27 protein-coding genes and 2 tRNA genes are annotated in these 25,557 nt (G+C 55.2%); 18 read left to right on the top strand and 11 right to left on the bottom strand.

The window, feature by feature from the left end:
* Window positions 1-41: 41 nt before the first annotated feature.
* Both mliC and anmK read right to left on the bottom strand, forming a co-directional pair.
* Complete coding sequence (gene mliC / locus ACF8PE_RS01305) at window positions 42-365, bottom strand: C-type lysozyme inhibitor (RefSeq protein ID WP_032617838.1); 324 nt, start codon at window positions 363-365, stop codon at window positions 42-44.
* A gap of 96 nt (window positions 366-461) precedes the next feature.
* Window positions 462-1,586, bottom strand: a complete 1,125-nt coding sequence (gene anmK, locus ACF8PE_RS01310) for an anhydro-N-acetylmuramic acid kinase (RefSeq protein WP_032617837.1) — start codon at window positions 1,584-1,586, stop codon at window positions 462-464.
* Window positions 1,587-1,871: 285 nt separating this feature from the next.
* Between anmK and slyB the strand changes: the two genes are divergently transcribed.
* Window positions 1,872-2,339 carry an outer membrane lipoprotein SlyB gene (slyB, locus tag ACF8PE_RS01315; RefSeq protein ID WP_032617836.1) on the top strand — a complete coding sequence of 156 codons (468 nt, stop codon included), beginning with the start codon at window positions 1,872-1,874 and terminating at the stop codon, window positions 2,337-2,339.
* 195 nt (window positions 2,340-2,534) lie between these two features.
* A complete protein-coding gene (locus ACF8PE_RS01320) occupies window positions 2,535-3,896 on the top strand; it encodes a GGDEF domain-containing protein (protein ID WP_032617835.1) in 1,362 nt (453 codons plus the stop codon).
* Window positions 3,897-3,932: 36 nt separating this feature from the next.
* On the opposite strand, the gene slyA is transcribed toward ACF8PE_RS01320, so the two are convergent.
* Entirely contained in the window at window positions 3,933-4,373 is a 441-nt protein-coding gene (slyA, locus tag ACF8PE_RS01325; RefSeq protein WP_032617834.1) for a transcriptional regulator SlyA, read from the bottom strand.
* A gap of 187 nt (window positions 4,374-4,560) precedes the next feature.
* Between slyA and ACF8PE_RS01330 the strand changes: the two genes are divergently transcribed.
* The 3 genes from ACF8PE_RS01330 to ACF8PE_RS01340 are packed head-to-tail and all read left to right on the top strand — an operon-like array spanning window position 4,561 to window position 7,677.
* Window positions 4,561-4,797: a DUF1656 domain-containing protein gene (locus tag ACF8PE_RS01330; protein ID WP_032617833.1), complete on the top strand. Its 237-nt coding sequence runs from the start codon at window positions 4,561-4,563 to the stop codon at window positions 4,795-4,797.
* 7 nt (window positions 4,798-4,804) lie between these two features.
* The gene (locus tag ACF8PE_RS01335; RefSeq protein WP_032617848.1) at window positions 4,805-5,662 is read left to right on the top strand and encodes an HlyD family secretion protein; all 858 of its coding nucleotides are present in this window, start codon (window positions 4,805-4,807) and stop codon (window positions 5,660-5,662) included.
* Entirely contained in the window at window positions 5,659-7,677 is a 2,019-nt protein-coding gene (locus tag ACF8PE_RS01340; RefSeq protein WP_392494332.1) for an FUSC family protein, read from the top strand. The genes ACF8PE_RS01335 and ACF8PE_RS01340 overlap by 4 nt, the downstream gene beginning before the upstream one ends.
* Here ACF8PE_RS01340 and sodC read toward each other — a convergent pair.
* The 3 genes from sodC to ACF8PE_RS01355 all read right to left on the bottom strand — a co-directional run bounded on the left by sodC (window position 7,656) and on the right by ACF8PE_RS01355 (window position 9,440).
* Entirely contained in the window at window positions 7,656-8,174 is a 519-nt protein-coding gene (sodC, locus tag ACF8PE_RS01345) for a superoxide dismutase [Cu-Zn] SodC (protein ID WP_148569055.1), read from the bottom strand. The two genes, ACF8PE_RS01340 and sodC, sit on opposite strands and share 22 nt — an antisense overlap.
* A gap of 81 nt (window positions 8,175-8,255) precedes the next feature.
* Window positions 8,256-9,152 (bottom strand): aldo/keto reductase family oxidoreductase, encoded by an 897-nt coding sequence (locus tag ACF8PE_RS01350; protein WP_392494334.1) that lies wholly within the window; start codon window positions 9,150-9,152, stop codon window positions 8,256-8,258.
* Between the two features lie 48 nt (window positions 9,153-9,200).
* Window positions 9,201-9,440, bottom strand: coding sequence for a DUF1289 domain-containing protein (locus ACF8PE_RS01355; protein WP_032617815.1), 240 nt, complete (start codon window positions 9,438-9,440; stop codon window positions 9,201-9,203).
* A gap of 147 nt (window positions 9,441-9,587) precedes the next feature.
* On the opposite strand from ACF8PE_RS01355, the gene eptA reads away from it, so the two are divergent.
* The 5 genes from eptA to rnt all read left to right on the top strand — a co-directional run bounded on the left by eptA (window position 9,588) and on the right by rnt (window position 14,243).
* On the top strand, window positions 9,588-11,216 hold the full coding sequence (gene eptA / locus ACF8PE_RS01360; protein WP_392494496.1) for a phosphoethanolamine transferase EptA: 1,629 nt from the start codon (window positions 9,588-9,590) through the stop codon (window positions 11,214-11,216).
* A gap of 38 nt (window positions 11,217-11,254) precedes the next feature.
* Window positions 11,255-11,854 (top strand): TetR/AcrR family transcriptional regulator, encoded by a 600-nt coding sequence (locus tag ACF8PE_RS01365; protein WP_059308115.1) that lies wholly within the window; start codon window positions 11,255-11,257, stop codon window positions 11,852-11,854.
* Between the two features lie 53 nt (window positions 11,855-11,907).
* Window positions 11,908-13,005 carry an alkene reductase gene (locus tag ACF8PE_RS01370; protein ID WP_191152833.1) on the top strand — a complete coding sequence of 366 codons (1,098 nt, stop codon included), beginning with the start codon at window positions 11,908-11,910 and terminating at the stop codon, window positions 13,003-13,005.
* An 83-nt stretch (window positions 13,006-13,088) separates the two neighbouring features.
* Window positions 13,089-13,496, top strand: a complete 408-nt coding sequence (gloA, locus tag ACF8PE_RS01375; protein WP_032617812.1) for a lactoylglutathione lyase — start codon at window positions 13,089-13,091, stop codon at window positions 13,494-13,496.
* A gap of 96 nt (window positions 13,497-13,592) precedes the next feature.
* Entirely contained in the window at window positions 13,593-14,243 is a 651-nt protein-coding gene (gene rnt, locus ACF8PE_RS01380; protein WP_032617811.1) for a ribonuclease T, read from the top strand.
* A 45-nt stretch (window positions 14,244-14,288) separates the two neighbouring features.
* On the opposite strand, the gene grxD is transcribed toward rnt, so the two are convergent.
* A complete protein-coding gene (gene grxD, locus ACF8PE_RS01385; RefSeq protein ID WP_032617810.1) occupies window positions 14,289-14,636 on the bottom strand; it encodes a monothiol glutaredoxin 4 in 348 nt (115 codons plus the stop codon).
* Between the two features lie 337 nt (window positions 14,637-14,973).
* On the opposite strand from grxD, the gene ACF8PE_RS01390 reads away from it, so the two are divergent.
* Both ACF8PE_RS01390 and sodB read left to right on the top strand, forming a co-directional pair.
* Complete coding sequence (locus ACF8PE_RS01390; RefSeq protein WP_032617809.1) at window positions 14,974-15,777, top strand: C40 family peptidase; 804 nt, start codon at window positions 14,974-14,976, stop codon at window positions 15,775-15,777.
* 122 nt (window positions 15,778-15,899) lie between these two features.
* On the top strand, window positions 15,900-16,481 hold the full coding sequence (sodB, locus tag ACF8PE_RS01395) for a superoxide dismutase [Fe] (protein WP_191152834.1): 582 nt from the start codon (window positions 15,900-15,902) through the stop codon (window positions 16,479-16,481).
* A 37-nt stretch (window positions 16,482-16,518) separates the two neighbouring features.
* Here sodB and ACF8PE_RS01400 read toward each other — a convergent pair whose 3' ends face one another.
* Window positions 16,519-17,685, bottom strand: a complete 1,167-nt coding sequence (locus ACF8PE_RS01400) for an MFS transporter (protein WP_130588950.1) — start codon at window positions 17,683-17,685, stop codon at window positions 16,519-16,521.
* Between the two features lie 164 nt (window positions 17,686-17,849).
* Entirely contained in the window at window positions 17,850-17,939 is a 90-nt protein-coding gene (locus ACF8PE_RS01405) for a YnhF family membrane protein (RefSeq protein ID WP_032617805.1), read from the bottom strand.
* A gap of 295 nt (window positions 17,940-18,234) precedes the next feature.
* On the opposite strand from ACF8PE_RS01405, the gene purR reads away from it, so the two are divergent.
* Window positions 18,235-19,260 carry an HTH-type transcriptional repressor PurR gene (gene purR / locus ACF8PE_RS01410; RefSeq protein ID WP_032617804.1) on the top strand — a complete coding sequence of 342 codons (1,026 nt, stop codon included), beginning with the start codon at window positions 18,235-18,237 and terminating at the stop codon, window positions 19,258-19,260.
* Here purR and punR read toward each other — a convergent pair.
* The gene (punR, locus tag ACF8PE_RS01415; protein WP_032617803.1) at window positions 19,257-20,189 is read right to left on the bottom strand and encodes a DNA-binding transcriptional activator PunR; all 933 of its coding nucleotides are present in this window, start codon (window positions 20,187-20,189) and stop codon (window positions 19,257-19,259) included. The genes purR and punR overlap by 4 nt on opposite strands.
* 115 nt (window positions 20,190-20,304) lie before the next feature.
* Between punR and punC the strand changes: the two genes are divergently transcribed.
* Both punC and cfa read left to right on the top strand, forming a co-directional pair.
* Window positions 20,305-21,501, top strand: a complete 1,197-nt coding sequence (punC, locus tag ACF8PE_RS01420) for a purine nucleoside transporter PunC (RefSeq protein ID WP_148569052.1) — start codon at window positions 20,305-20,307, stop codon at window positions 21,499-21,501.
* 276 nt (window positions 21,502-21,777) lie between these two features.
* Window positions 21,778-22,926, top strand: coding sequence for a cyclopropane fatty acyl phospholipid synthase (cfa, locus tag ACF8PE_RS01425; protein ID WP_148569051.1), 1,149 nt, complete (start codon window positions 21,778-21,780; stop codon window positions 22,924-22,926).
* Between the two features lie 33 nt (window positions 22,927-22,959).
* Here the strand turns inward: cfa and ACF8PE_RS01430 are convergent, their stop codons facing one another.
* Window positions 22,960-23,604: a riboflavin synthase gene (locus ACF8PE_RS01430; RefSeq protein WP_032617799.1), complete on the bottom strand. Its 645-nt coding sequence runs from the start codon at window positions 23,602-23,604 to the stop codon at window positions 22,960-22,962.
* 221 nt (window positions 23,605-23,825) lie between these two features.
* On the opposite strand from ACF8PE_RS01430, the gene mdtK reads away from it, so the two are divergent.
* From mdtK to ACF8PE_RS01445, 3 genes are all read left to right on the top strand, one after another.
* The gene (gene mdtK / locus ACF8PE_RS01435; protein ID WP_032617830.1) at window positions 23,826-25,199 is read left to right on the top strand and encodes an MdtK family multidrug efflux MATE transporter; all 1,374 of its coding nucleotides are present in this window, start codon (window positions 23,826-23,828) and stop codon (window positions 25,197-25,199) included.
* A gap of 151 nt (window positions 25,200-25,350) precedes the next feature.
* A tRNA-Val gene (locus tag ACF8PE_RS01440) sits at window positions 25,351-25,427 on the top strand.
* 11 nt (window positions 25,428-25,438) lie between these two features.
* Window positions 25,439-25,515, top strand: a tRNA-Val gene (locus tag ACF8PE_RS01445).
* Window positions 25,516-25,557: the final 42 nt, after the last annotated feature.

A 25,557-nucleotide genomic window follows, 5' to 3' on the forward strand; every position in this document is an offset into this window, starting at 1 on the left:
GACAATGGGTGAGGCTATTGTGCGCCCCCCCCTGCAAAATCTCAACGCTTCGGATTTTCGATCTGACAATTGTTCAGCACGATACGATCGCGCTTATATACCGTCGCGCTGTCACCTTTCGACCAGAAGACATAGACCCCGTCGCTGTAACGGGTGCCGGAGGCAGACATCCCCTGCTTCAACGTCAGCAGCTTGTTGTCATAGACAAAACTGACTTCCTGACGAGGATTGTTGAGCTTCACGGTGAGCGGTTTTTCATCGCACTGGTATGCCAGGGAGTCGGTTTGCATGCGCTCGACAAACTGGTTGTAGACGCTACAGCTCGCCAGGAGGAAGGGGGTTAAAGCAAGAAGCAGTTTTTTCATGGGTGAGTTCCGAAGACTTTCCAGGTCCCGGAGGGCGAAAACGCCCTCCCGTTTTTTCGTGTAATTCTACCCATCGTGGTTTTAAGCGAAATTCGGTTAACTCTGATTTTGCCGCGGATTGGCTGGAAAAACAGCACCTAACACGCTGGCTTCACGCGCGCCGGTCACGGAGGGGAGGTTCCCAGGCAGTCCCGCCACCGTCCGCCACGCCAGCCAGGCAAAGGCCAGGGCTTCCATATCATCGCCGCTGATCCCGGCCCGATCGGTGGTTGTTACTTCTGTACCCGGCAGCAGACCGGCCAAACGCGCCATCAGCAACGGGTTACGGCCGCCGCCACCGCACACCAGCAGACGATCGCATCCGCCGCTCAGCAACACCTGTTCCGATACGGAAACGGCAGTAAGCTCTGCCAGCGTGGCCTGAACGTCCTGCGGCGCAAGGCCCGGGAAATTCGCCAGCTGACGTTCCAGCCAGCCGTAATTGAAATACTCGCGGCCGGTGCTTTTTGGTGCCGGGGCGGCAAAATAGGGATCGCACAGCATGCTTTGCAGCAGCGGGATGATGACCTTGCCGCTGCAGGCCCACTGGGCGTCTTTATCGTAAGGTTTGCCCGCCTGGCGCCAGATCCAGGCGTCCATCAGCATATTTCCCGGCCCGGTGTCGAATCCACGTACCGGCTGCCCGGGGATTAATAAGGAAAGATTAGCAATACCGCCAATGTTGAGTACCATGCGGCGCTCCGTCGGGTGCGCAAGCAGCGCATGGTGGAAGGCCGGAACCAGCGGCGCGCCCTGCCCGCCGAGCGCCATATCCCGGCGGCGGAAATCCCCCACCACCGTCACCCCGGTTTTGGCTACAATCTGGTTATTATCGCCAATCTGCAAGGTATGAGGCGCCTCTCCGACCGGCTCATGCCAGACCGTCTGGCCGTGACAGCCTATCGCCACCACATCCTGAGGGCGCAAATCCTCCTGGTTCATCAAGGCCAGCACGGCATCGCCGAACAGACGTCCCAGTTGCGTATCCAGTTGTCCCAGCTGCGACAGCGTTAGCTGTTGGCCCTGACAGATATTCAGGATCGCTTGTTTAATTTCCTGGGGAATGGGCCAGCTAAGGCTTGCCTGCTGCGCCACCATATTCTCATCGATTGCCGCGAGAACGACATCCACACCATCCAGACTGGTTCCTGACATTACGCCAATATAGCGACCCGATTTCATGCGTTTTCCTTACTTCGCTGGGTTGATGGCCCACTCCACCATAAACCCGGCACCAATTCCATGACCGGATAATACTTTTTAACAATACCTTCAGGTTAGAGTCATTCCAGGAATTATCCTTACCGGATATGGGGTGAAGTCAACGCCCGTTTATATCTGGTTAAGTCAGAATCAAGTACTATTCTCCTATTGTTTAGGCGAAGATAGGAACTATGGCCCCAGATGCCATATAATTTAGCCATAACGGATGCTCACAGAGCGTTTTTTGGTGAACAGGAGATTCAAATGATTTTACGTGTACTGGCCGTTTCGCTGGTTGGATTCACTCTGGCTGGCTGTGTTAATAACGACTCCCTCTCCGGGGATGTTTACAGTGCGTCTGAGGCGAAGCAGGTACAAAACGTCACCTACGGCACCATTGTGAACACTCGCCCTGTGCAGATTCAGGGTGGAGATGATAATAACGTAATCGGTGCGCTTGGCGGCGCGGTGCTGGGTGGCTTCCTCGGTAACACCGTAGGTGGCGGTACAGGCCGTTCTCTGGCGACTGCAGCAGGTGCTGTTGCCGGTGGTGTGGCCGGTCAGGGCGTTCAGGGATCAATGAACAAAACCCAGGGCGTCGAGCTCGAAATCCGCAAAGACGACGGCAACACCATTATGGTGGTGCAGAAACAGGGCAACACCCGTTTTGCCGCAGGCCAACGCGTCGTGCTGGCAAGCAATGGCAGCCAGGTTACCGTTTCTCCGCGTTAAGAACAATGTGGGCGTGGCCTTTCGGCCACGTCCCTTTACACTCCACAACATTACCGTGAATATATTTACAAAATACATTCATCACAAATATATTTAATATCCGCTTAACTTGTCCCTGCGCAAAGTATTTCCCCCTGCGCTCATGAGACCATTCGCAAATCCTCTCTCTCTGCTTTTTACTTTAAAACGATGCCTATGGTTGCGATGAGTCGGAATATAAAAAACAGTTATGTTCAGTTCTTTCTTGGATGCATTATTATCATTGGGATTGCAAACTTTCTCTTTGTTGGGCTTGAAGAAAAGGTTTCATCATTCTCACCGCTTTTATTCCCCATGCTGACCATATTTTTACTGGTCTTTCACCTGGTTATTGCCTGTTTCATGGTGATGAAATACTGGTGCGACAGAAAACGCTTATATCTGATGGCGTTCGCCTTCGCCTATACCGGCTCCGCTATGCTGATGGCGGGGACGCTGTCCAGCTACCCGGCCTGGCTGGATCTACACCAGTACAACGTTGTGAATTACAATGATGCGATGATCTTCTTTACGTTTCGTCATTTGTTAATGTCAATTCTGTTTATCACTTCAGCGCTGCTGTACGCTATTCGTAATAAACCGCTGTCGCGAAGGTTTCATTTCTCGCTTCTTTTCGGTGTCTCTCTTTTTACCGTCGTAATAGTAATGTTAGCCTGGATATATTCCAGCTGTTCGCCTTTGTTATCATTAGATTTGGTCGATAATGAAACCCGGCATTACATGCTGCTGTGGAAAAAGGCGATAAGCGTCGCCTTAATTGTATTCTGGGTTGTTACATTAGCTACGCTGATGATTATTACCCGCGTGCGCAATATGTTTTGGGTCGGTGGGAATTTTATTTGTGTCTGTTATATTGTGACCCTGGCTATGCTCTTTTTAGGCGACCAGGCAGAAGATATCACCTGGTATCGTGCCCGTTTATTTGAAACGGTCGCCACTGTGCTGATTATTTTCATCCTGCTGTATGACGTCTTTAATCTGTATCGCGCTTCGCATCTGAAGTATCAACAGTCTTACCAGAACTCGATACGCGATCCCCTGACCCGCCTCTACAATCGAAGCTATTTTTACGACGCGTTAAACCAATCGCTGCGCACCGCAAATGAGCGAGAGCCGGTCTCGGTTATCGTGAGCGATCTCGATCGTTTTAAGCGTATCAACGACAACTACGGGCATCTTCAGGGCGACAAGGTGTTGCAGTTTGTCTCCCGACTACTGATGGATTCAGTACGGCCTCAGGACATCGCAGCGCGTATAGGCGGTGAAGAGTTTGTTTTACTGTTAAACCAGACCTCTTCCGAGGCCGCCCTTCAGATTGCAGAGCGGATAAGGTTAAAATTGAGCAGCGTTGACAGCGCCAGTTCCGGGGGACAACTTCCCGAACCCATCACCATCAGTATGGGCGTATTTACCGCCACGTCGACCAATACCAGCGCGGAAACCTGCGTAGAATGCGCAGATAAGGCGATGTACGAGGCGAAAGAGACCGGGCGTAACCGGGTAGTGGTATTTCGGTAAAGAAAAAGCCTTGCATCAGCAAGGCTTTTTTAAAGGTTAGTCACGGGATTGCAGCTCGTGAATATTACTTTCCAGCCGGGCGACCAGCGAGATGAGCAGCTCGAGTTCTGCGGGGCTTATCCCGGAGAGGATCTCACCACGCGTTTTGCTGATCACGGCTTCCATCTCAGTGATGATAGGCGTGGCTTTCTCGGTAAGCCTAATCCGCTTGGCACGACGATCGCTGGCGCAAGTCTGACGCGAGATCAGACCCTTATCTTCCAGTTGATCGAGCGTACGTACCAGAGATGGCTGCTCGATGCCAATCGCTTTTGCCAGTTGGATCTGTGACTGGTCGGGCGGCAGCTGATGAATATTATGCAGCGTGACCCAATGCGTCTGTGTCAACTCCAGAGGTTTCAGGCGATGGTCAATCAGAGCACGCCATATGCGTACTAACCTTGCCAGATCAGAACCTAGTGGCGATTCCAATTTCATCTCCTTATAATTAGCTTGCTAAGTTATTATACTGATTTTAGAATAGTGTGCAGCATTTATATTGCCAAAACAAATGCAATACTGGTCTAAAAGTTGATGGCCGTCTGTTTTACACTGCGTAGAGACGCCCGCGGGTGTCATGCGACTGCTATTATGGTCACTTCCCCTTTTGCTAAGGAACCGGCTCGTGAATTTCACGTTTAACGCCACGGGGTTACCGCTTCAGGATTTAATTGTCGGCGCCTCGGTTTACTTTCCTCCCCTCTTTAAGGCGGTAATGCTGGGTTTTCTGATCTGGCTTGTCACCCACCGTATGCTGCGCGACTGGATCTATTCCGGTGAAATCTGGCACCCGATGTTAATGGATCTTTCGCTGTTTGTGCTGGCGGTGTGCCTGAGTCTGGCTCTGTTGATTGCATGGTGACGATACTGTGAAAACCATAAAATATTTCTCTTCATTACTTGTTCTGGCCCTGGCCCTGATCGCAGGCTGGTGGTTATGGAATTATTATATGCAGTCACCCTGGACCCGTGACGGCAAGGTGCGCGCCGAGCAGGTCAGCATCACGCCGCAGGTGTCCGGCACCATCACTCACTTGCAGATTAAAGACAACCAGTTTGTCCACGCGGGCGACGTGCTGTTTCATATTGATGAGACGCCTTATCACATCGCGATCCTCAATGCCGAAGCACAGCTGGCGAAATCCCAGTCCGACCTCGCGAAGGCGAATAACGAAGCCAACCGCCGCCGCCATCTGTCAAAGAATTATATCTCCGCCGAAGAGCTTGATACCGCCAACATCAACGTCAAAGCGATGCAGGCCAGCGTTGCCGTCGCCGAAGCCACGCTCAAGCAGGCCCAGTGGCAACTCACTCAGACGGTTGTCAAAGCCCCGGTTGATGGCTGGGTCACTAACCTTTCCACCCGGTCTGGTGATTACGCTACAACTGGCCAGCCGGTCTTCGCCCTGGTCGATAGCCATTCGTTTTACGTGGTGGGCTATTTTGAAGAGACCAAATTGCGACACATCCGCGAGGGTGCCCCGGCGCAAATCGTCCTCTACAGCGGCTCGACGCGATTACAGGGGCATGTGTCCAGTATCGGTCGCGCTATCTATGATCAAAGCGTAGAAACTGATTCAGGGCTGGTGCCTGACGTTAAGCCTAATATCCCCTGGGTGCGGCTGGCGCAGCGCATTCCGGTACGCATCGCCTTTGACGCGTTGCCGACGGATCTGACCCTGGTCTCCGGCACCACCTGCACCGTCTCTATCGGAAGCGCCCGGTGAATTTGCGCAACCTTCCGTGGCTCAGGGCAACCCCAGCGCAGTGGCGCTATGCCCTGCGCAACGGGATTGCGATGTGTCTGGCGCTTACCGTCGCTTACTGCCTCAACCTGGACGAACCCTACTGGGCAATGACCTCGGCAGCGGTGGTTAGCTTCCCCACCGTCGGAGGGGTGATCAGTAAAAGTCTGGGCCGTGTCGCGGGCAGCCTGCTGGGGGCCACCGCGGCGCTGATCATTGCCGGTCACACCCTAAACGATCCGTGGCTGTTTCTGTTGAGCATGGCGGCCTGGCTCGGGTTCTGTACCTGGGCCTGCGCCCATTTCAGCAATAACGTCGCCTACGCCTTCCAACTGGCCGGATATACCGCGGCAATCATCGCCTTCCCGGTGATCAATATTCTGGACATCACTCAGCTGTGGGATATTGCCCAGGCGCGGGTGTGCGAGGTCATTATCGGCATCCTGAGCGGTGGGGTGATGATGATGATCCTGCCCAGCACCTCCGACGGCACTGCCCTTATCAACGCCCTGAAAGCAATGCACGCCCGACTGCTGGAACACGCCAGCCTGTTGTGGCAGCCCGACACCAACGACGCCATTCGCCTGGCGCATGAGAAAGTCATCGCCCAGATCCTGACCATGAACCTGCTGCGCATTCAGGCTTTCTGGAGCCACTACCGCTTTCGTCGTCAGAATGCCCTGCTGAATTATCTGCTCCACCAGCAGCTGCGGATGACGAGCGCCATCTCCAGCCTGCGCCGCATGCTGTTGAACTGGCCCAACCCGCCAGCGCAGACCCGGGAGATCATCGAGCAACTGCTCGCTGCCCTCGCACGGCCCGACACAAATTTCTATACCGTGGCCCGCATCATCGCGCCGCTCAATCCGGGTGCTGACGGCGACTACCGTCATCGCGCCGTCTGGCAGCGGCTGCGCTATTTTTGTCGCCTGTACCTGCGCAGCAGCCGCTGGATAGCCGCTGTCGAAAACGCCACCCCGGTCACTGTGTTCGCCGTCCCGCGCAGCCCTGCTTTGGCACGGCATACGGATAATCTGGAGGCATTGTGGAGCGGCTTTCGCACCTTTTGCGCTCTCAGCCTGGTGGGCGCCTGGACCATCGCCGCTCAGTGGGATGCCGGAGGGGCAGCCCTGACGCTGGCAGCGATCAGCAGTGTGCTTTACTCGGTGGCGGCTTCGCCCTTCAATTCGCTGGCCCTGCTGTTACGCACCCTGATCCTGCTTTCGCTGTTTAGCTTTGTGGTCAAATTTGGCCTGATGGTGCAGATCTCCGACCTGTGGCTGTTCCTGCTGTTCCTGTTCCCGCTGCTGACCACCATGCAACTGCTGAAGCAGCAAATGCCTGCCCTGGCCGGCCTGTGGGGGCAACTCATCGTGTTTATGGGCTCGTTTATTTCGGTGACAAACCCGCCGGTGTATGACTTTGCCGATTTCCTTAATGACGATCTGGCAAAAATTCTTGGCGTAGGACTGACGTGGCTGGCCTTTGCGGTGCTACGCCCGGGATCGGATGCACGGAAAAGCCGCCGTCATATCCGGGAGCTGCGGCGGGGATTTGTCGATCAGCTCAGCCGCAAGCCGCAGCTGAGTGAAAATGGTTATGAGTCGCTGGTGTATCACCATGTGAGTCAGCTCAACAGCAGTCAGGATGCCCTGTCGCGCCGCTGGCTGTTACGCTGGGGGGTGGTGCTGCTCAACTGCAGTCATGTGGTGTGGCAGCTAAGGGACTGGGAGACCCGCGCGGACCCGCTGGCCCGGGTGCGGGATGTCGCCGTGTCGCTACTGCGCGATATCATGAGCGAGCGCGGGGTGCAGCAGCGGCCGCTGGCCTCTGCTCTCGATGAACTACAGCGTATCTGCGACGTGCTTGGGCATCATCCATATCCGGCCGGGCAGGAGCTGGCAGCACTGATCTGGCGTCTGCACTGCTCGCTATCCCAGCTGGAACAGGCGCCCGCTCCGGGCACCTTAAGCGATCAGATAACGCCGCAGGCGTAACGCGCCCCGCCACCACCGAGTGGTTTAGGGTGATCGGACATGTTGTCGCCGCCAACGTGGATCATCAGCGCTTTACCTTTAACTTCCTCAAGCTTTTTAAGGCGCGGCGCGACCACAGGATCGGTGGCCTTCCCGTCGTTGTTCACGACCAGCGCGGGCAGATCGCCCAGGTGGCCCATGCCCTCTGGCCCTTCATGTTTGCCGGTATTTTGTGGATCGAGGTGTCCGCCCGCAGCCTCAGCGGCGGAAGGTTTACCCTCTTTCATTGCCGGTTCGCAGGAGCCTTTGGCGTGGACATGATAACCGTGTTCGCCCGGTGGAAGGGCGTTGAGATCGGGGGAGAACTCCAGTCCTTTATCCGTTTCGGTAATTTTTACCGTCCCAATGGACTGGCCTATCCCTTGTGGGGTGACGAGGTTCATCTTTACTTCTTCACTGGCAGCCTGCGCACCTGCGCAAACCACCAGCGTCAGCATTGCCAGAGTAAAACGCTTCATATGACCTCCTTCGGTTATTTTTTGCCCCTTAAGTTTATACCAGGGGCAAGGATTTCACCGGGAAATCAGACGAATACGGCATTACGGCACGTCGTAGCCCAGCGCAGCTTTACGGATGCGGAACCACTGCTGGCGCGTCATTGCCAGCTGTTCTGCCGCCAGCGCCGAACGCACGCGCTCGATTTTACCGGAACCGATAATTGGCAGCGGCTGCGATGGCAGACGTAAAATCCAGGCGTATATCACCTGCTCGATGGTTTCGGCATTCAACTCCTGCGCCACCTGGGCGAGTTCATCGCGCAGCGGCTGGAAGGCTTCGTCGTTAAACAGGCGTCCGCCGCCGAGGCAGGACCAGGCCATCGGACGGATCCGCAGCTGCTGGAGCTGATCGAGGGTGCCGTCCAGCAGCAGTGGCTGGTGAACCGGTGAAATTTCGACCTGATTGGTCGCCAGGGTGAACGGCAGACGCGACTGCAACAGGGCAAACTGCGCCGGGGTAAAGTTCGACACGCCGAAATGACGCACCTTGCCGCTCTGATGTAGGGCGAGGAAGGCTTCAGCCACTTCGTCGGCATCCATCAGCGGATCCGGGCGATGGATCAACAGCAGGTCAAGATAGTCGGTCGCCAGGTTGGTGAGGGACTGTTCCGCACTGCTGATGATATGGTCGCGGTCGGTAATATAGTGGCCAAGCGCATGTTCTGCTTTGGCAGTGGTGGCAATGCCGCATTTGGTGACGATCTCCATCCGCTGACGCAGCGCGGGTGAGCGCTTCAACGCTTCCCCGAAGGCCGCTTCACACTGGTAGCCGCCGTAAATATCGGCGTGGTCGACGGTGGTGACCCCCAGATCAAGATGTTCTTCAATAAAGCTGACCAGCTGTTGGGCGGACATATTCCAGTCCATCAGACGCCAGTAACCCATCACAAAACGGGAAAACTCCGGGCCTTGCGGCGCGAGAGTAATACGCTGAACCATAGCAATTTCCTTAAAAAAAGTCTGGGGGGAGTATACGCATTTACGAGGCTAAAACAGTGAGGGTTGCTGCGGTTCTTCGGTATCGGGGGCTTTGTTTGCGCGCAATTTGCGCAAAAGGCGCTGACGGCACAGGCGCAGGACCTCCTGCTTCTGGGCATCACTGAAGCTTTGCCAGTTAAAACGCTCCTCCCGGCTGCGCATACAGCCGCGACAGAAACCCCGCTCGTCAGACTGGCAAATCCCCCGGCATGGGCTCTGGACAGGAAAGAACTCCAGTTGTTCAGCCACACGACCCTCCCGAAACCCTTGAATACCCTAAAGTGAAGACCTTAAGCCGGGGTTACGCAAGGCGTCAATCATAGAATTGTGGCATTAAGGTTTCACTAATCTTCGCTTCTTATAATCGCCTCATCAATACATTCTGGTTTAACGATGATGCTGACCATAAAAAAGTTACAGTGTAACGACATAAAGTTTACGTTGGGTTGTGCGCTCTTATTTACGCTGTTAAACGCCCTGTTTATTCATCGCAGCTGGCAGGTGATCTCCCCCGCCCGGCTGCATGACGTGCTCTTCGCCCTCTCGGTGCCGCTGGTGCTCTTCTGCGGCTGGGTGATTGTATTCAGCATCCTGAATATCCCCCTCATCCGCAAACCGCTGCTGGTGCTGTTGACCCTGGGCTGCGCGGCGGCAACCTGGTTTATGTTTACCTACGGGGCGGTGATTGACCAGAACATGATGGTCAACGTCTTTGAGACCAACTCTCAGGAGGCCGCAGCGTTGGTGACCCCGCAACTGGTGGTGTGGCTGGTTGTCGCCGGAATGCTTCCCGCCAGCCTGCTGGCGATGATTCGCATCCGGCCGGGTAAATGGTGGCATACGCTGTTGATACGCCTCGCAGCAATGCTCGCCAGCGCAGTGGTGATTGTTCTGGTAGCGGCGGTCTTTTATAAGGACTATGCCTCGCTTTTTCGCAATAACAAAGGCATCGTCAAAATGGTGACACCGGCTAACTACGTCAGCGCTATCGCCAAATACAGCAAGGCGCGCTGGTTCGCCGGCGATCAGACCTTGATCCGTCTCGGTGAAGATGCCCGAAAAGGTCCGGTACTGCTGGCGCAGCAGAAAAAGACCGTACTGGTGCTGGTTGTCGGGGAAGCCTCCCGGGCGGAAAATTACTCCCTGAACGGCTACGATCGCGAGACCAACCCCGAGCTTAAAAAACAGAATGTGATTAACTTCCCGCAGGCCTCCTCCTGCGGAACCGAAACCGCCGTCTCCGTCCCATGTATGTTCTCCGGGATGCCCCGGAAAAAATACGATGCCGATCTTGCGCACCATCAGGAAGGATTGATGGATGTGCTGGGCCACGCTGGCGTTAATCTGCTGTGGCGGGATAACGACGGTGGATGTAAAGGCGCCTGCAACCGCATTCCGCACACCGACATGACCCAGTGGAAGCTTCAGCAGTTCTGTAAGGACAACTCTTGTATTGATGACGTGAATCTCTGGCGCCTGGATGACATGCTGGATGGTGTGAAACAGGATACGGTGCTGGTGATCCACCTGATGGGCAGCCACGGCCCGGCCTACTATCAGCGTTACCCGGCCCAGTACCGTCACTTTACTCCGACCTGCGACACCAATGAGATCCAGGACTGCACGCATCAGGCGCTGATGAATACCTACGACAATACCATTCTTTATACCGACAGCGTGGTGAGTAAAACTATTGATGCCCTGAAGGCGCGGCAATCGACGCTCAACACGGCACTGGTGTATCTCTCCGATCACGGGGAATCGCTGGGGGAAAACGGCCTGTACCTGCACGGCACGCCGTACATGCTGGCTCCTGAGCAGCAGACACATATTCCGTTTATATTCTGGCTTTCAAAGGACTACCAACAGAACTTCGGCGTTGACGCGCAGTGTCTGCGCGACCAGGCGGCGAAAGAGGCGGTGTCGCAGGATAATCTCTTCTCCACGGTGCTGGGAATGATGAACATTCGGACGGCGGTCTATCAGCCGCAAATGGATCTGCTCACCCACTGCCGTCGAACCTAAGACTTGCATTAGACCGATTGGTCTATTACATTGATGACATGAATAAGCATACTGAACACGATACACGCGAACACCTTCTGGCCACCGGCGAGCAACTTTGTATGCACCGCGGGTTTACCGGAATGGGGCTGAGCGAACTGCTGAAAACCGCTGACGTGCCGAAGGGGTCGTTTTATCACTACTTCCGCTCCAAAGAGGCGTTTGGCGTGGCACTGCTGGAGCGCCACTATGCGGGCTATCACCAGCGACTGGCCACGCACTTTGCCAGCGGCAACGGCAATTACCGCGATCGTGTTCTGGCTTATTACCAGCAGACGCTGACCCAGTTTTGTGCCCAGGGCATTATCAGCGGCTGTCTGACGGTGAAACTTTCTGCCGAAGTGTGCGATCTCTCTGAAGATATGCGCACCGCGATGGATAAAGGGGCCACGGGTGTGATCACCCTGTTGGCACAGGCGCTGGCGAAAGGCCGTGATGAAAAATCACTGGCCTTCGTCGGTGAGCCGCTGACCCAGGCGCAGGTGCTCTACTCCCTGTGGCTGGGCGCTAACCTGCAGGCCAAAATGTCCCGCAGCGCGCTGCCGCTGGAGAGCGCGCTGGACCATGTTAAAAACATCATTGCGACGCCTGGTGCATAACAGGCGTTTTTATTTCACGATTTACTAGACGACCGGTCTACTCAGGAGCCACTATGTCAGCCGAAAAATTATTCACCCCGTTTAACGTGGGCGCGATCGTTGCACCAAACCGTGTCTTCATGGCGCCTCTTACCCGTCTGCGCAGCATTGAGCCGGGCGATATCCCGACGCCGCTGATGGGCGAATACTATCGCCAGCGCGTCAGCGCGGGTCTGATCATCTCGGAAGCTACCCAGATCTCCGCCCAGGCCAAAGGCTATGCTGGCGCACCTGGCCTGCACAGCCCGGAGCAGATCGCAGCGTGGAAGAAAATCACCGACGGCGTGCATGCCGAAGGCGGTCGCATCGCAGTGCAGCTGTGGCACACTGGCCGCATCTCTCACAGCAGCATCCAGCCTGACGGCCAGGCACCGGTTTCAGCCTCTGCCCTTAACGCAGGAACCCGTACCTCCCTGCGCGATGAAAACGGTCATGCCATTCGCGTCGACACCACCACGCCGCGCGCGCTGGAGCTGGACGAGATCCCGGGCATCGTCAACGATTTCCGTCAGGCTGTCGCCAATGCCCGTGAAGCCGGTTTCGACATGGTTGAGCTGCACGGTGCCCACGGCTATCTGTTGCACCAGTTCCTGTCTCCGTCCTCTAACCAGCGTACCGATCAGTACGGCGGCAGCGTAGAGAACCGCGCTCGTCTGGTGCTGGAAGTGATTGATGCCGTATCCAAAGAGTGGAGCGCCGATCGCATCGGGATCCGCGTCTCGCCAATCGGTTCCTTCCAGAATGTCGATAACGGCCCGAACGAAGAAGCCGACGCACTGTACCTGATTAAAGAGCTGGCTAAACGCGGCATTGCGTACCTGCACATGTCCGAGCCAGACTGGGCCGGTGGTGAGCCTTACACCGACGCGTTCCGCCAGAAAGTGCGGGACGTGTTCCCGGGTGTGATCATTGGTGCAGGCGCTTATACGCCAGAAAAAGCAGAAGACCTGATCAACAAAGGGCTGATTGATGCGGTGGCCTTTGGCCGCGCCTATATCGCTAACCCGGACCTGGTCGCGCGCCTGGAGCGCAAAGCCGAGCTGAACCCGCAGCGCCCGGAGAGCTTCTACGGCGGCGGCGCTGAAGGTTATACCGACTACCCTTCTTTATAATCCCTTCATTGATAGCGGCGACCTTTCGCCGCTATACTAAAACATCGTTTCTGTTCAAGATGATAAAAAGCTAAGAGGATAATATGCGCCTACTTCACACCATGCTGCGCGTTGGCGATCTGCAACGTTCCATCGAGTTCTACACTAACGTGCTGGGCATGACCCTGCTGCGTACCAGCGAAAACCCGGAGTACAAATACTCCCTGGCGTTTGTCGGTTATGGCCCGGAGAGCGACGAAGCTGTTATTGAACTCACCTATAACTGGGGTGTTGAGCAGTACGAGCTGGGCACCGCCTACGGTCATATCGCGCTGGAAGTGGATAACGCGGCAGAAGCTTGCGAGCGTATCCGCAGCAACGGCGGCAACGTGACTCGCGAAGCGGGTCCGGTTAAAGGCGGCACCACGGTTATCGCTTTTGTCGAAGATCCAGACGGTTATAAAATCGAACTGATCGAAGCCAAAGACGCGGGCCGCGGTCTGGGCAACTGATCCCTGAGGGCGCGCCATGCGCCCTTTGTTTTACTGCATCTCACTGCAAAATTTGCCATAATGCGCACTGCTTTTTTCCCCTTGTAAGAGATCCAGATGTCCGATAACGCTCAACTTACCGGTCTGTGCGACCGTTTTCGTGGTTTTTATCCTGTAGTCATTGATGTCGAAACCGCTGGATTTAACGCCAAAACCGATGCGCTACTGGAAATTGCCGCCATCACGTTGAAAATGGATGAACAGGGCGATTTGTTGCCGGACTCCACGCTGCATTTTCACGTTGAACCTTTTGAAGGGGCGAACCTGCAGCCAGAGGCGCTGGCGTTTAACGGCATTGACCCGCATAACCCATTGCGCGGGGCGGTCAGTGAATATGAGGCGCTGCATGCCATTTTCAAAATGGTGCGCAAGGGCATGAAAGAACAGAACTGTAACCGCGCGATTATGGTGGCGCACAACGCAACCTTCGATCACAGCTTTATGATGGCCGCCGCGGAGCGCGCCTCACTGAAGCGAAACCCGTTCCATCCGTTTGTGACCTTCGATACCGCCGCGTTAAGCGGGCTGGCACTGGGGCAAACCGTGCTGTCGAAAGCCTGCATCACTGCCGGCATTGAGTTTGACGGTACCCAGGCGCACTCTGCCCTCTACGATACCGAGCGCACAACGGAACTGTTTTGTGAAATCGTAAACCGCTGGAAACGCCTCGGTGGCTGGCCGCTGCCGGAAGCCGATAACGACGCATAAAAAAAGCGACCTTCTGGTCGCTTTTTATTTACCTGGCCCGGTGGATCACTCGGCGCCTGGCTCTTCAGATTTGTATTTCGCAGCCGTCTCTTTGATCAGCTGTTGCAGTTCACCGCGTTGATACATCTCAATCAGGATATCGCAGCCGCCTACCAGTTCGCCATCAACCCACAGCTGCGGGAAGGTCGGCCAGTTAGCGTATTTTGGCAGCTCAGCGCGGATATCCGGGTTCTGCAGAATATCAACGTAAGCAAAACGCTCGCCACAGGCAGAAAGCGCCTGGACCGCCTGAGCGGAGAAACCACAGCTTGGCAGTTTCGGAGAACCTTTCATGTACAGCAGGATCGGGTTTTCAGCAATCTGCTGCTGAATTTTTTCAATAGTAGTGCTCATGTTTTGCTTCCTTAAACTTCTGTTACGGCAATCGTCTGACATTGTAGCGTTTCAGACCGACAACGGAAAATAACATTTTTGTCACTTATATGATTTTACCGCGCGTCCCTTAAAGTTGCATTCAGAAACGACCTTATCGCGCGATTACCTGCGGTTTTGTTCAGCTAATACACAAAATGCCCAGGTGAAAGAGTGATATTTTTGCGCTAGCTAACGAAACGTGGTTTTAGATGCAAAAAGTTTATTAACGTCGGGCCTTTTTATAGATTAGAATCGACGAGTTTTGTAAATCATACGCAGGTTTATTTATAACCTGCTATTACCAGGGGATTGCCCAGTGGCGCGAATAAATACATTCTCGATCACGCTCTGTGCCTTGCTGTTTACGTCTCTCACCTGCACACCGATGGCTAACGCCTCAGAGCAGGCGCGGCCTTCTGCCGCGCATAAAACGCATCTGGCAAAAGCAACCGAACCCAAGAAAAAAAGCAGTACCAGCAAAACCACAAAAAAAGAGAGCACCAGTAAAAAGAGCAGCACTAAAAAAAGCCTCGCTAAAACGCAGTCAACAAATTCCAGCAAAAAAAGCCGAACCTCCTCACGCAGTGCCAGCCGAACCACGCAAACCGCCTCTCGCGTTGTGACAGAAAAATGCACCACCCGTAAAGGGCGCAAAACGCACTGCGTGAAAACCAGTAAAACGACCACCCTTGCCGAGGCGCATAAAGTTCGGGTGCAAAAAGCCCAGAAAACGGCAATGAATAAACTGATGGGCCAGATTGGTAAACCTTATCGCTGGGGTGGCTCGTCGCCGCGTACCGGCTTCGACTGCAGCGGCCTGGTTTATTACGCCTATAAAGATCTGGTTAAATTCCGCATTCCACGTACCGCTAACGAAATGTACCACCTGCGTGACGCCTCACCGGTCGATCGCGGTGAGCTGGAGAGCGGTGACCTGGTGTTCTTCCGCACCCAGGGTCGGGGTACGGCGGATCATGTCGGCGTCTACGTCGGCAATGGCAAATTTATTCAGTCGCCACGCACCGGCCAGGACATCCAGATTACTTCCCTCAGCGAAGACTACTGGCAGCGTCATTATGTCGGCGCGCGTCGCGTAATGAAGGCCAACACCCTCCGTTAATTCCCTGCCCCGCCGGTACGCTGGCGGGGTAAGTTCCTCTTTTGCATGGCCTTTCAATTTGCTACTCTATCCCTTCATTTAGTATGGCTATTAAATGGATCACTATAATAAGGAGAGTAGCAATGTCGTTTGAATTACCTGCATTACCGTATGCAAAAGACGCCCTGGCCCCGCATATTTCGGCGGAGACCCTGGAATATCACTACGGCAAACACCACCAGACCTATGTCACCAACCTGAACAACCTGATCGGCGGCACCGCATTCGAAGGGAAAACCCTGGAAGAGATCGTACGCACCTCCGAAGGCGGCGTGTTTAACAACGCCGCTCAGGTGTGGAACCACACCTTCTACTGGAACTGCCTGGCACCCAATGCAGGCGGCGAGCCAACGGGCGAGCTGGCGGCAGCCATTACTGCTGCATTCGGCAGCTTTGCGGAGTTTAAAGGGAAGTTTACTGATGCGGCGGTGAAGAACTTTGGCGCAGGCTGGACCTGGCTGGTCAAAGAAGCGGACGGCAAGCTGGCTATCGTTTCCACCTCCAATGCCGGGACGCCATTAACCACCAGCGCCACCCCGCTGATGACCGTTGACGTCTGGGAACATGCGTATTACATCGATTACCGTAATGCGCGCCCGAATTACCTGGAGCACTTCTGGGCGCTGGTAAACTGGGAGTTTGTTGCGAAGAACTTCGCGGCATAAACAAAACGCCGAAGGAAACTCCTTCGGCGTTATTTTTTTACTCAGTTGCGCAAACCGGTTCAGGTTGTTTTCGCCCGGAGGCCAAGACCAGAATAAGCCCCAGACCGGCAATGATCGCCCCCATTACCGGAACGAAGCTGTAACCCATCCCGCTGGAAATAACCGCCCCACCGGCCGCCGCCCCCAGCGCATTCCCCAGGTTAAAGGCACCGATATTCACCGAAGAAGATAACCCTGGCGCATCGCTGGCTACGCGCATAACGCGCATCTGCAGCGGGGGGACAACCGCAAAGGTCGCCATACCCCATACCACCATTGCCACGGCTGCACCCACTTCATTCCGCGCCAGCCACGGAATCGCCACCATGATCACGATAAGCAGCAGTAAAAAGCCTTTCAGGGTGCCGGTTACGGACTTATCCGCCAGCCTGCCGCCCAGATAGTTGCCGAGGGAAAAACCGACGCCAACCAGCACCAGCATGGCGGTGATAAAGGCCGGCGTCGCCTGATTGAGGTCATGCAGTACCGGGGCAATATAAGTATAAAGAGTGAACATCGCACCGGCACCCAGGACGGTGGTCAGCAGGGCAGATAAGACCTGCGGACGCAGAAGGACGGCCAGCTCTTTGCGCACTTCCGGCTTTTCACCCGCACCGCCAGAAGGCAGAGAGAAGAACAATGCCATCATCGACACCACGCCCAGCAGCGCGGTGGCCAGGAAGGACATGCGCCAGCCAATCGCCTCACCCATCCAGGTTGCAGCAGGCACGCCGCCAATATTGGCGATGGTCAGCCCCATAAACATGGTGGCTACGGCGCTGGCCTGCTTATGCTTTGGCACCACGCTGGCTGCCACCACCGATCCGAGGCCAAAGAATGCGCCATGGTTCAGGCTGGTCAGAATACGTGACAGCATCAGGGTGGTGTAGTCCGGGGAGAGCGCCGACAGCACGTTGCCGACAGTAAAAATCGCCATCAGAAAGATCAGGGCGTTACGGCGGCCCCGATGCGACAGCAGCAGCGTCATCAACGGTGCCCCCACCATCACCCCGATGGCATAGGCGCTGATCAGCATACCTGCCGCGGGAATAGAAACATCTACCCCTCGGGCGATAACCGGCAGCAGACCCATCGGCGAAAATTCGGTGGTACCAATACCAAAGGCACCGATGGCAAGGGCCAGCAGCGGAAAATTGATTCTCATACTTCAACTCCAGACACCGTGTCGTCGGGCGACACAGAACAATGAAGGCGAAAGCATGACATCAATCACAAAAAATGAGAAGTTAACAATTTAGCAAAAGATTTTTGCAGGGCGCGTAACAATCAGCGTAAAGGAACGAGGGAGAGCTGCCTCTCCCGCATCAATCAGTGCAGTGCCGCAACCAGACCGCTGGCGACAATCAGACTCAGAACAATAATGGTGGTAATCAGCGAAAACTTAAGATCGGTACTCATCAATTTTTCTCCTTTTAATCACCCTATGAAGAGTGAGCCTGCTCATTTTTACACAGTTCAGGGTAAAAATCTTGCTGGATTTAGATTGATATCGTTTTTTGCTCTTCCCCTTTTGGCCAAGATAAGACAAAATTCCACGCTAAATTTATTAGCGTACCGGCCATTGACCCCCTCCTGACGTCCTGTGTCGTTTTCCCGGCGTACCGCAATTCAAATTGCGCAATTAGGGCGAGTGAAGGCAAACGTTTACCTACCGGTTTTTCAGGAGCTTAGATATGGTCTGGAGTGACATCTGATGGCAACAATTAAAGACGTGGCGAAACGCGCAAACGTTTCCACTACAACCGTATCACATGTTATTAACAAAACCCGCTTTGTCGCGGAAGAGACCCGAAATAATGTCTGGGCGGCCATTAAAGAGCTGCATTACTCACCCAGCGCCGTGGCCCGCAGTCTGAAGGTCAATCACACTAAATCGATCGGCCTGCTGGCGACCAGCAGCGAAGCGCCCTATTTCGCAGAAATCATTGAAGCGGTAGAGAAGAACTGCTTCCAGAAAGGCTACACCCTGATCCTCGGCAACGCCTGGAACAGCCTCGAAAAACAGCGGGCTTATCTGTCGATGATGGCGCAAAAGCGCGTCGATGGTCTGCTGGTGATGTGTTCCGAATACCCAGAATCGCTGCTGTCTATGCTGGAAGAGTATCGCAATATTCCTATGGTGGTGATGGACTGGGGCGAAGCGAAGGCCGACTTCACCGACTCGGTGATCGATAACGCCTTTGAAGGCGGCTACATGGCCGGTCGTTACCTCATCGAACGCGGTCACCGCGAAATCGGCGTGATCCCGGGCGCGCTGGAGCGCAACACCGGTGCCGGCCGTCTGGCGGGCTTTATGAAAGCCATGGAAGAAGCGTTGATTACCGTGCCAGAGAGCTGGATCGTGCAGGGCGACTTTGAACCGGAGTCCGGCTACCGCGCAATGCAGCAGATCCTCTCCCAAAGCCCGCGCCCTACTGCCATCTTCTGTGGCGGGGATATTATGGCCATGGGTGCGCTCTGTGCCGCCGATGAGATGGGCCTGCGCGTCCCGCAGGACGTTTCGCTGATCGGGTATGATAACGTGCGCAACGCGCGCTTCTTTACCCCGGCGTTGACCACCATCCACCAGCCAAAAGATTCGCTGGGGGAGACCGCCTTCAACATGCTGCTGGACCGTATCGTCAACAAGCGCGAAGAGTCCCAGTCAATTGAAGTGCATCCGCGCCTGATTGAACGCCGTTCCGTTGCGGATGGTCCGTTCCGCGACTATCGCCGTTAATCTTCTCCGGGAGCCAGCACCTCTGGCTCCCGCAGCCACTCCCTGTTCATCGTTTCACTGTCTCCCAGATAATCCAGCAGCCATTCCAGGGCCGGTGACATATCGTTTTGTTGCCAGGTCAGGCAGCACGCCGCATCCGGGAAGGGATTCTCCAGCGCCAGCTCTACCCATTTCCCGCTGGCTATTTGCGGGCGGGCAAAATGAACCGGCACCATGCCCACGCACAATCCTGCCGAGAGGCAGGTGGCGGACGATTCCCAGTCCGGCGCGACAATTCGCCGCTGGTTATCAAGCAGCCAGGTGATCCGTTTCGGCAGTGAGCGGGAGGTATCTTCTCGTACCAGCGACGGCCAGTTGCGCAGAATATCGTCGCTGATCGGCCCGTCCAGAGCAGCCAGAGGATGATGGCTGGCCACCACGCAGCACCAGCTCAGCATTCCCATATCGCGGAACGCATAGCGGCCACCTACCGGGATCGCCTGCGTGGCACCTATCGCCATCTCAACCCTGCCGTCTGCCAGCGCATCCCAGACGCCGTTGAAGACCTCCTGAGAAACCCGCAGCTCAACGTCAGAAAAGTGGCGGTAAAAATCGACAATCATCTGGCGGGTGCGCTCGGGACGAACAATGTTGTCCACCGCAATAGAGATATGCCCCCGCCAGCCATTGGCGATCTGCTGACACTGTTCGCGGGTGATCTGCATTTTTTTGATAACAGACCGCCCCTCTTTCAGAAACCACAGCCCGGCCGGGGTGAGAACCACATCGCGATGGCGACGCTCAAACAGCGGCACTGCCAGCCACTCCTCCAGTTGACGCACGGTATAGCTGATGGCTGAAGGTACGCGATGCAACTCCTGCGCAGCACCACTGAAACTGCCGTTACGCGAGACCGCATCCACCACTTCAAGAGAATATTCTGACCACATTTTCTGCCTGCAAAATTTTTGAACGCAACCGCCAAATATTAGCGTTTCACAAGCCTGTTTGCACTCCCTACACTTTGCGGCAATGACAACCTGCGCCCATAAGGAAAATAAAACAGTGAAACCCGGGAAAGGATTTTTAGTCTGGCTCGGCGGCTTAAGCGTGCTGGGCTTTCTCGCCACCGATATGTATCTGCCTGCCTTCTCGATTATGCAGGCGGATCTGCAAACCCCTGCGGCTGCGATCAGCGCCAGCCTGAGCCTGTTTCTGGCCGGGTTTGCCTTTGCCCAGTTGCTGTGGGGACCGATGTCCGACCGCTTCGGACGTAAGCCGGTACTTCTGGCGGGCTTAGCCATTTTCGCCCTCGGCTGCCTCGGCATGCTGTGGGTTCGCGATGCGACCTGGCTGCTGGTGCTGCGCTTTATCCAGGCGGTAGGCGTCTGCGCTGCAGCGGTCACCTGGCAGGCACTGGTCACCGATTATTACCCGGCGTCGCGCACCAACCGTATCTTCGCCACCATCATGCCGCTGGTCGGGCTTTCTCCGGCCCTGGCACCGCTGCTCGGTAGCTGGATCCTCTCCCACTTTAGCTGGCAGGCAATTTTCGCCGTGCTGTTTGTGATCACTTTGGTACTGATGATCCCGGCCTTAAGCCTGAAGCCAGCGACGGTCAAAAATGAGCAACCCAAAGAACGCGTAACCTTTTTATCGCTGTTACGTTCGCGCACCTACCGCGGGAACGTGCTGATTTACGCCGCCTGCTCAGCGAGCTTCTTCGCCTGGCTGACCGGCTCGCCGTTTATTCTTAGCGACATGGGCTACAGCCCGGCGGTGATTGGCCTGAGCTATGTGCCGCAGACTATTGCGTTCCTGATTGGTGGCTATGGCTGTCGCGCCGCGCTGCAAAAATGGCAGGGGCATCAGATGCTGCCGTGGCTGCTGGGTCTGTTTGCCCTTAGCGTAATCGGCACCTGGGCGGTTGGGTTTATTCCGGGCGCGAGCCTGGCAGAGCTGCTGATCCCCTTCTGCCTGATGGCGGTGGCGAACGGTGCAATCTACCCCATTGTGGTGGCGCAGGCACTGCGTCCTTTCCCACAGGCGACGGGCAGTGCCGCTGCCCTGCAAAACACGTTACAGCTCGGCCTCTGCTTCCTGGCGAGTCTGCTGGTGTCGTGGCTGATTGCCACCCCACTGCTGACCACCACCAGCGTGATGGTGGCAACCGTGGTGCTGGCGGCGCTTGGCTATCGGATGCAGTATGTGCGTGCTGATCAGCAGGATAATAGTCTGCAAGCTGAATCGACCCGGGTATAACAAAATAAGCCGTTAGCTTGCTAACGATACCCTGTTGAATCAGTGCGATATCAGTCCTATACTGACTGAAGCGTTCTGATAAATACTAAAATATTATGTATTAACGGGAGCCGGAGTGCTCCCGTTTTTCCATGGATGGCCTTTCGGCAAGGGTCCCCTCCCTTCCTCTGTTCTACGTCGGATATTAGCCTCACGGTTCCCGTGAGATTTATCACTCTCCATAAAGAGCATCTACGCTGTTTATGGATTCTGATTACATCAGGTGATGGAGAAGCTATGAGTTCATCGTGTATAGAAGAAGTCAGCATACGGAACGATGACTGGTTCCGTATAGTCAATGAATTGCTGAGCCGCGCAGGTATCACCATCAACGGCCCGGCATCCTCCGATCTACAGGTTAAACACCCGGATTTTTTTAAACGCGTCCTGAAGCAAGGCTCGCTGGGTCTTGGCGAGAGCTACATGGACGGCTGGTGGGAGTGCGAGCGGCTGGATATTTTTTTCCATAACGTCTTACGCGCTGGCCTGGAAACGCAACTGCCCAGCCACCTGAAGGATACGCTTCGGATCGCCACTGCCCGCCTGTTCAACCTGCAAAGTAAAAAGCGCGCCTGGATCGTCGGTAAAGAGCATTACGATCTGGGTAATGACCTGTTCAGCCGGATGCTCGACCCCACCATGCAATACTCCTGCGGTTACTGGAAAGAGGCGACCACCCTTGAACAGGCGCAGCAGGATAAACTCCGTCTTATCTGCGAAAAATTGCAGCTTACACCCGGCATGCGGGTGCTGGATATCGGCTGCGGTTGGGGTGGTCTGGCAGAGTTTATGGCTAAACATTACGGTGTCAGCGTGGTGGGCGTGACCATTTCAGCGGAGCAGCAACGTCTGGCGCAGGCGCGCTGTGCCGGTCTGGATGTCACCATCCTGCTGCAGGATTACCGCGACCTGCGCGATCAGTTTGATCGTATCGTCTCCGTGGGGATGTTCGAACATGTCGGACCAAAGAACTACCGCACCTATTTCGAAGTCGTGGACCATAACCTGAAGCCGGATGGTCTGTTTCTGTTGCACACCATAGGTTCACAGAAAACCGATCATCGCGTCGACCCGTGGATCGATAAATACATCTTTCCGAATGGCTGTTTACCTTCCGTCCGCCAGATTGCAAATGCCAGTGAACCCCATTTTGTGATGGAGGACTGGCATAATTTTGGCGCTGACTACGATACGACGTTGATGGCATGGCATGAACGTTTCCTCGCCGCCTGGCCGGAGATCGCAGACAACTATTCCGAACGATTTAAACGGATGTTCAGCTATTACCTGAATGCCTGTGCCGGGGCGTTTCGCGCCCGTGATATTCATCTGTGGCAGGTGGTATTCAGCCGCGGCGTGGAGCACGGCCTGCGGGTGGCTCGCTAAACAAAACACCCCGGCAAGCCGGGGTGTTTTTTATTACGCGTCGTTGAGCGTCTGTTGGATGGCTGCGGCCTCTTTGGCCGCCAGCACACGTTCAACGGTATCGACTACCGCCTGGGTTTGCGGATCGATTTCAATATTAACCCGATGGCCCAGCTTTTTATTCCCGAGGGTGGTACGCTGCAGCGTCTCCGGGATCAGGTGTACGCAGAAACGGGTTGGTGTCACTTCACCCACCGTCAGGCTAATGCCGTCCACGCCAATAAATCCTTTATAGAGGATGTATTTCATTAAGGACGGATCCTGAACTTTAAACCAGATCTGGCGGTTATTTTCCGAGGTCAGGATTTTGGCGATTTCTGCCGTGGTCATAATATGGCCCGACATTAAATGGCCGCCGATTTCATCGCTGAATTTCGCCGCGCGCTCAACGTTAACAATATCACCCTCAGCCAGCTCGCCCAGATTGGTGATGCGCAGCGTTTCTTTCATTAAGTCGAAACTGATCAGGTTTCCGTTAATTTCGGTGACCGTCAGGCAACAACCGTTGTGTGCAACCGATGCTCCCGTCTCCAGCCCATCAAGCATCTCATCCGGCAGGGCCACAACATGGGTTCGGAAGTTGGGTTTTTCATCAATGGACACCAGTTTCGCGGTGCCCTGCACAATACCAGTAAACATGCTTACGACTCCTGTTTGTTCCTTCGGTGATGACACCGTTTTATCGCACCACAATAACAGTTGAAAATAGAGGTTGCCAGTACCCCACCTTTTCTGGCGATTTTTTCACTAGATAATTGGCGCATCCCCGCTACAATAGCTGGAATTCCCCGCATTTCTTCTTGCTGTTTTTCGCAGCGGCTTTTTTTATCTCAAATAACAACAATATCAAAGGTGTTTACGTGCAGAAGTACTTCATTGAAGCGCGTCAGTTATTAGCTCTGGCGATCCCGGTAATACTCGCGCAAATTGCCCAAACCGCAATGGGATTCGTCGATACCGTCATGGCGGGCGGCTACAGCGCCACCGATATGGCCGCGGTAGCCATTGGCACCTCTATCTGGTTGCCGGCAATTTTATTCGGTCACGGCCTGCTGCTGGCCCTGACCCCGACTATTGCGCAGCTCAATGGCTCCGGGCGCCGGGAGCGTATCGCCCACCAGATCCGCCAGGGCTTCTGGCTGGCCGGTTTTGTCTCAGTGCTGATCATGATCGTCCTGTGGAACGCGGGCTATATTATTCACGCCATGCGCAATATTGATCCGGCCCTGGCCGATAAAGCCGTCGGTTATTTGCGCGCCCTGCTCTGGGGGACGCCAGGTTATTTATTCTTCCAGGTGGCGCGTAACCAGTGCGAAGGTCTGGCAAAGACCAAACCGGGCATGGTAATGGGATTCATCGGGCTGTTAGTGAATATTCCGGTGAACTATGTCTTTATTTATGGTCATTTCGGCATGCCTGAGCTGGGCGGTGTTGGCTGCGGCGTAGCGACAGCGGCGGTTTACTGGGTGATGTTCCTGAGCATGTTGTCGTACGTGAAACGTGCCCGGTCAATGCGCGATATTCGCTATGAAGCTGGCTTCAGCAAGCCGGACATGGCGGTGGTTAAACGTCTGGTGCAACTGGGCCTGCCTATCGCGCTGGCGTTGTTCTTCGAAGTGACGCTGTTCGCGGTGGTTGCGCTGCTGGTTTCTCCGCTGGGAATCGTGGATGTGGCTGGCCACCAGATCGCCCTTAACTTCAGTTCGCTGATGTTCGTTCTGCCACTGTCGCTCGCAGCCTCCGTAACCATTCGCGTGGGGTATCGCCTTGGTCAGGGATCGACCCTGGATGCGCAAACCGCGGCCCGCACCGGAATTGGCGTCGGGGTGTGCATGGCAGTCTGCACCGCGCTGTTCACGGTCGCGTTACGCGAACAGATCGCCCTGCTCTATAACGACAACCCGGAAGTGGTGCTCCTCGCCTCCCAGCTGATGCTGCTGGCGGCGGTGTATCAGATCTCTGATTCCATCCAGGTCATCGGCAGCGGGGTACTGCGTGGCTATAAAGATACTCGCTCGATCTTCTTTATCACCTTTATCGCTTACTGGGTGCTGGGGCTGCCGAGCGGTTATATTCTCGCCCTCACCGACCTGGTGGTGGATCGGATGGGTCCTGCCGGCTTCTGGATGGGCTTTATTATCGGCTTAACCTCAGCTGCAATCATGATGATGCTGCGCATGCGTTTCCTGCAACGCCAGCCATCGAGCGTGATTTTGCAACGCGCTGCACGCTAATTGCACAGTAGCCGCCTGCGGGCGGCTACTTTCTCCGCATTTTGCGCGGGAATGAAGCAATCGCGTGAAATCGTGAAGAAATTTGCAGTTTTCCTCTTGCCTGATGCCCGCACTGCCGCTAATATTCGTCCCCGTTGTCACACACAACAATGCGTTCATAGCTCAGTTGGTTAGAGCACCACCTTGACATGGTGGGGGTCGTTGGTTCGAGTCCAATTGAACGCACCATTCTCTACAGTGCGTCCGTAGCTCAGTTGGTTAGAGCACCACCTTGACATGGTGGGGGTCGGTGGTTCGAGTCCACTCGGACGCACCATTTCAGTAAGTTCTCAGCAATACCTTTCTCTTCCTTATAAAC

The organism is Leclercia sp. GLN_9 (assembly GCF_043105735.1).
GTDB classification, from domain to species: domain Bacteria; phylum Pseudomonadota; class Gammaproteobacteria; order Enterobacterales; family Enterobacteriaceae; genus Enterobacter; species Enterobacter adecarboxylatus.

What these genes read in the sequence shown, in the direction of transcription:
- mliC (WP_032617838.1), bottom strand. Translation starts at nt 365, where the DNA reads ATGAAAAAACTGCTTCTTGCTTTAACCCCCTTCCTCCTGGCGAGCTGT.
- anmK (WP_032617837.1), bottom strand. Translation starts at nt 1,586, where the DNA reads ATGAAATCGGGTCGCTATATTGGCGTAATGTCAGGAACCAGTCTGGAT.
- slyB (WP_032617836.1), top strand. Translation starts at nt 1,872, where the DNA reads ATGATTTTACGTGTACTGGCCGTTTCGCTGGTTGGATTCACTCTGGCT.
- ACF8PE_RS01320 (WP_032617835.1), top strand. Translation starts at nt 2,535, where the DNA reads ATGGTTGCGATGAGTCGGAATATAAAAAACAGTTATGTTCAGTTCTTT.
- slyA (WP_032617834.1), bottom strand. Translation starts at nt 4,373, where the DNA reads ATGAAATTGGAATCGCCACTAGGTTCTGATCTGGCAAGGTTAGTACGC.
- sodC (WP_148569055.1), bottom strand. Translation starts at nt 8,174, where the DNA reads ATGAAGCGTTTTACTCTGGCAATGCTGACGCTGGTGGTTTGCGCAGGT.
- ACF8PE_RS01350 (WP_392494334.1), bottom strand. Translation starts at nt 9,152, where the DNA reads ATGGTTCAGCGTATTACTCTCGCGCCGCAAGGCCCGGAGTTTTCCCGT.
- eptA (WP_392494496.1), top strand. Translation starts at nt 9,588, where the DNA reads ATGCTGACCATAAAAAAGTTACAGTGTAACGACATAAAGTTTACGTTG.
- ACF8PE_RS01365 (WP_059308115.1), top strand. Translation starts at nt 11,255, where the DNA reads ATGAATAAGCATACTGAACACGATACACGCGAACACCTTCTGGCCACC.
- ACF8PE_RS01370 (WP_191152833.1), top strand. Translation starts at nt 11,908, where the DNA reads ATGTCAGCCGAAAAATTATTCACCCCGTTTAACGTGGGCGCGATCGTT.
- gloA (WP_032617812.1), top strand. Translation starts at nt 13,089, where the DNA reads ATGCGCCTACTTCACACCATGCTGCGCGTTGGCGATCTGCAACGTTCC.
- rnt (WP_032617811.1), top strand. Translation starts at nt 13,593, where the DNA reads ATGTCCGATAACGCTCAACTTACCGGTCTGTGCGACCGTTTTCGTGGT.
- grxD (WP_032617810.1), bottom strand. Translation starts at nt 14,636, where the DNA reads ATGAGCACTACTATTGAAAAAATTCAGCAGCAGATTGCTGAAAACCCG.
- sodB (WP_191152834.1), top strand. Translation starts at nt 15,900, where the DNA reads ATGTCGTTTGAATTACCTGCATTACCGTATGCAAAAGACGCCCTGGCC.
- ACF8PE_RS01400 (WP_130588950.1), bottom strand. Translation starts at nt 17,685, where the DNA reads ATGAGAATCAATTTTCCGCTGCTGGCCCTTGCCATCGGTGCCTTTGGT.
- ACF8PE_RS01405 (WP_032617805.1), bottom strand. Translation starts at nt 17,939, where the DNA reads ATGAGTACCGATCTTAAGTTTTCGCTGATTACCACCATTATTGTTCTG.
- purR (WP_032617804.1), top strand. Translation starts at nt 18,235, where the DNA reads ATGGCAACAATTAAAGACGTGGCGAAACGCGCAAACGTTTCCACTACA.
- punR (WP_032617803.1), bottom strand. Translation starts at nt 20,189, where the DNA reads ATGTGGTCAGAATATTCTCTTGAAGTGGTGGATGCGGTCTCGCGTAAC.
- cfa (WP_148569051.1), top strand. Translation starts at nt 21,778, where the DNA reads ATGAGTTCATCGTGTATAGAAGAAGTCAGCATACGGAACGATGACTGG.
- ACF8PE_RS01430 (WP_032617799.1), bottom strand. Translation starts at nt 23,604, where the DNA reads ATGTTTACTGGTATTGTGCAGGGCACCGCGAAACTGGTGTCCATTGAT.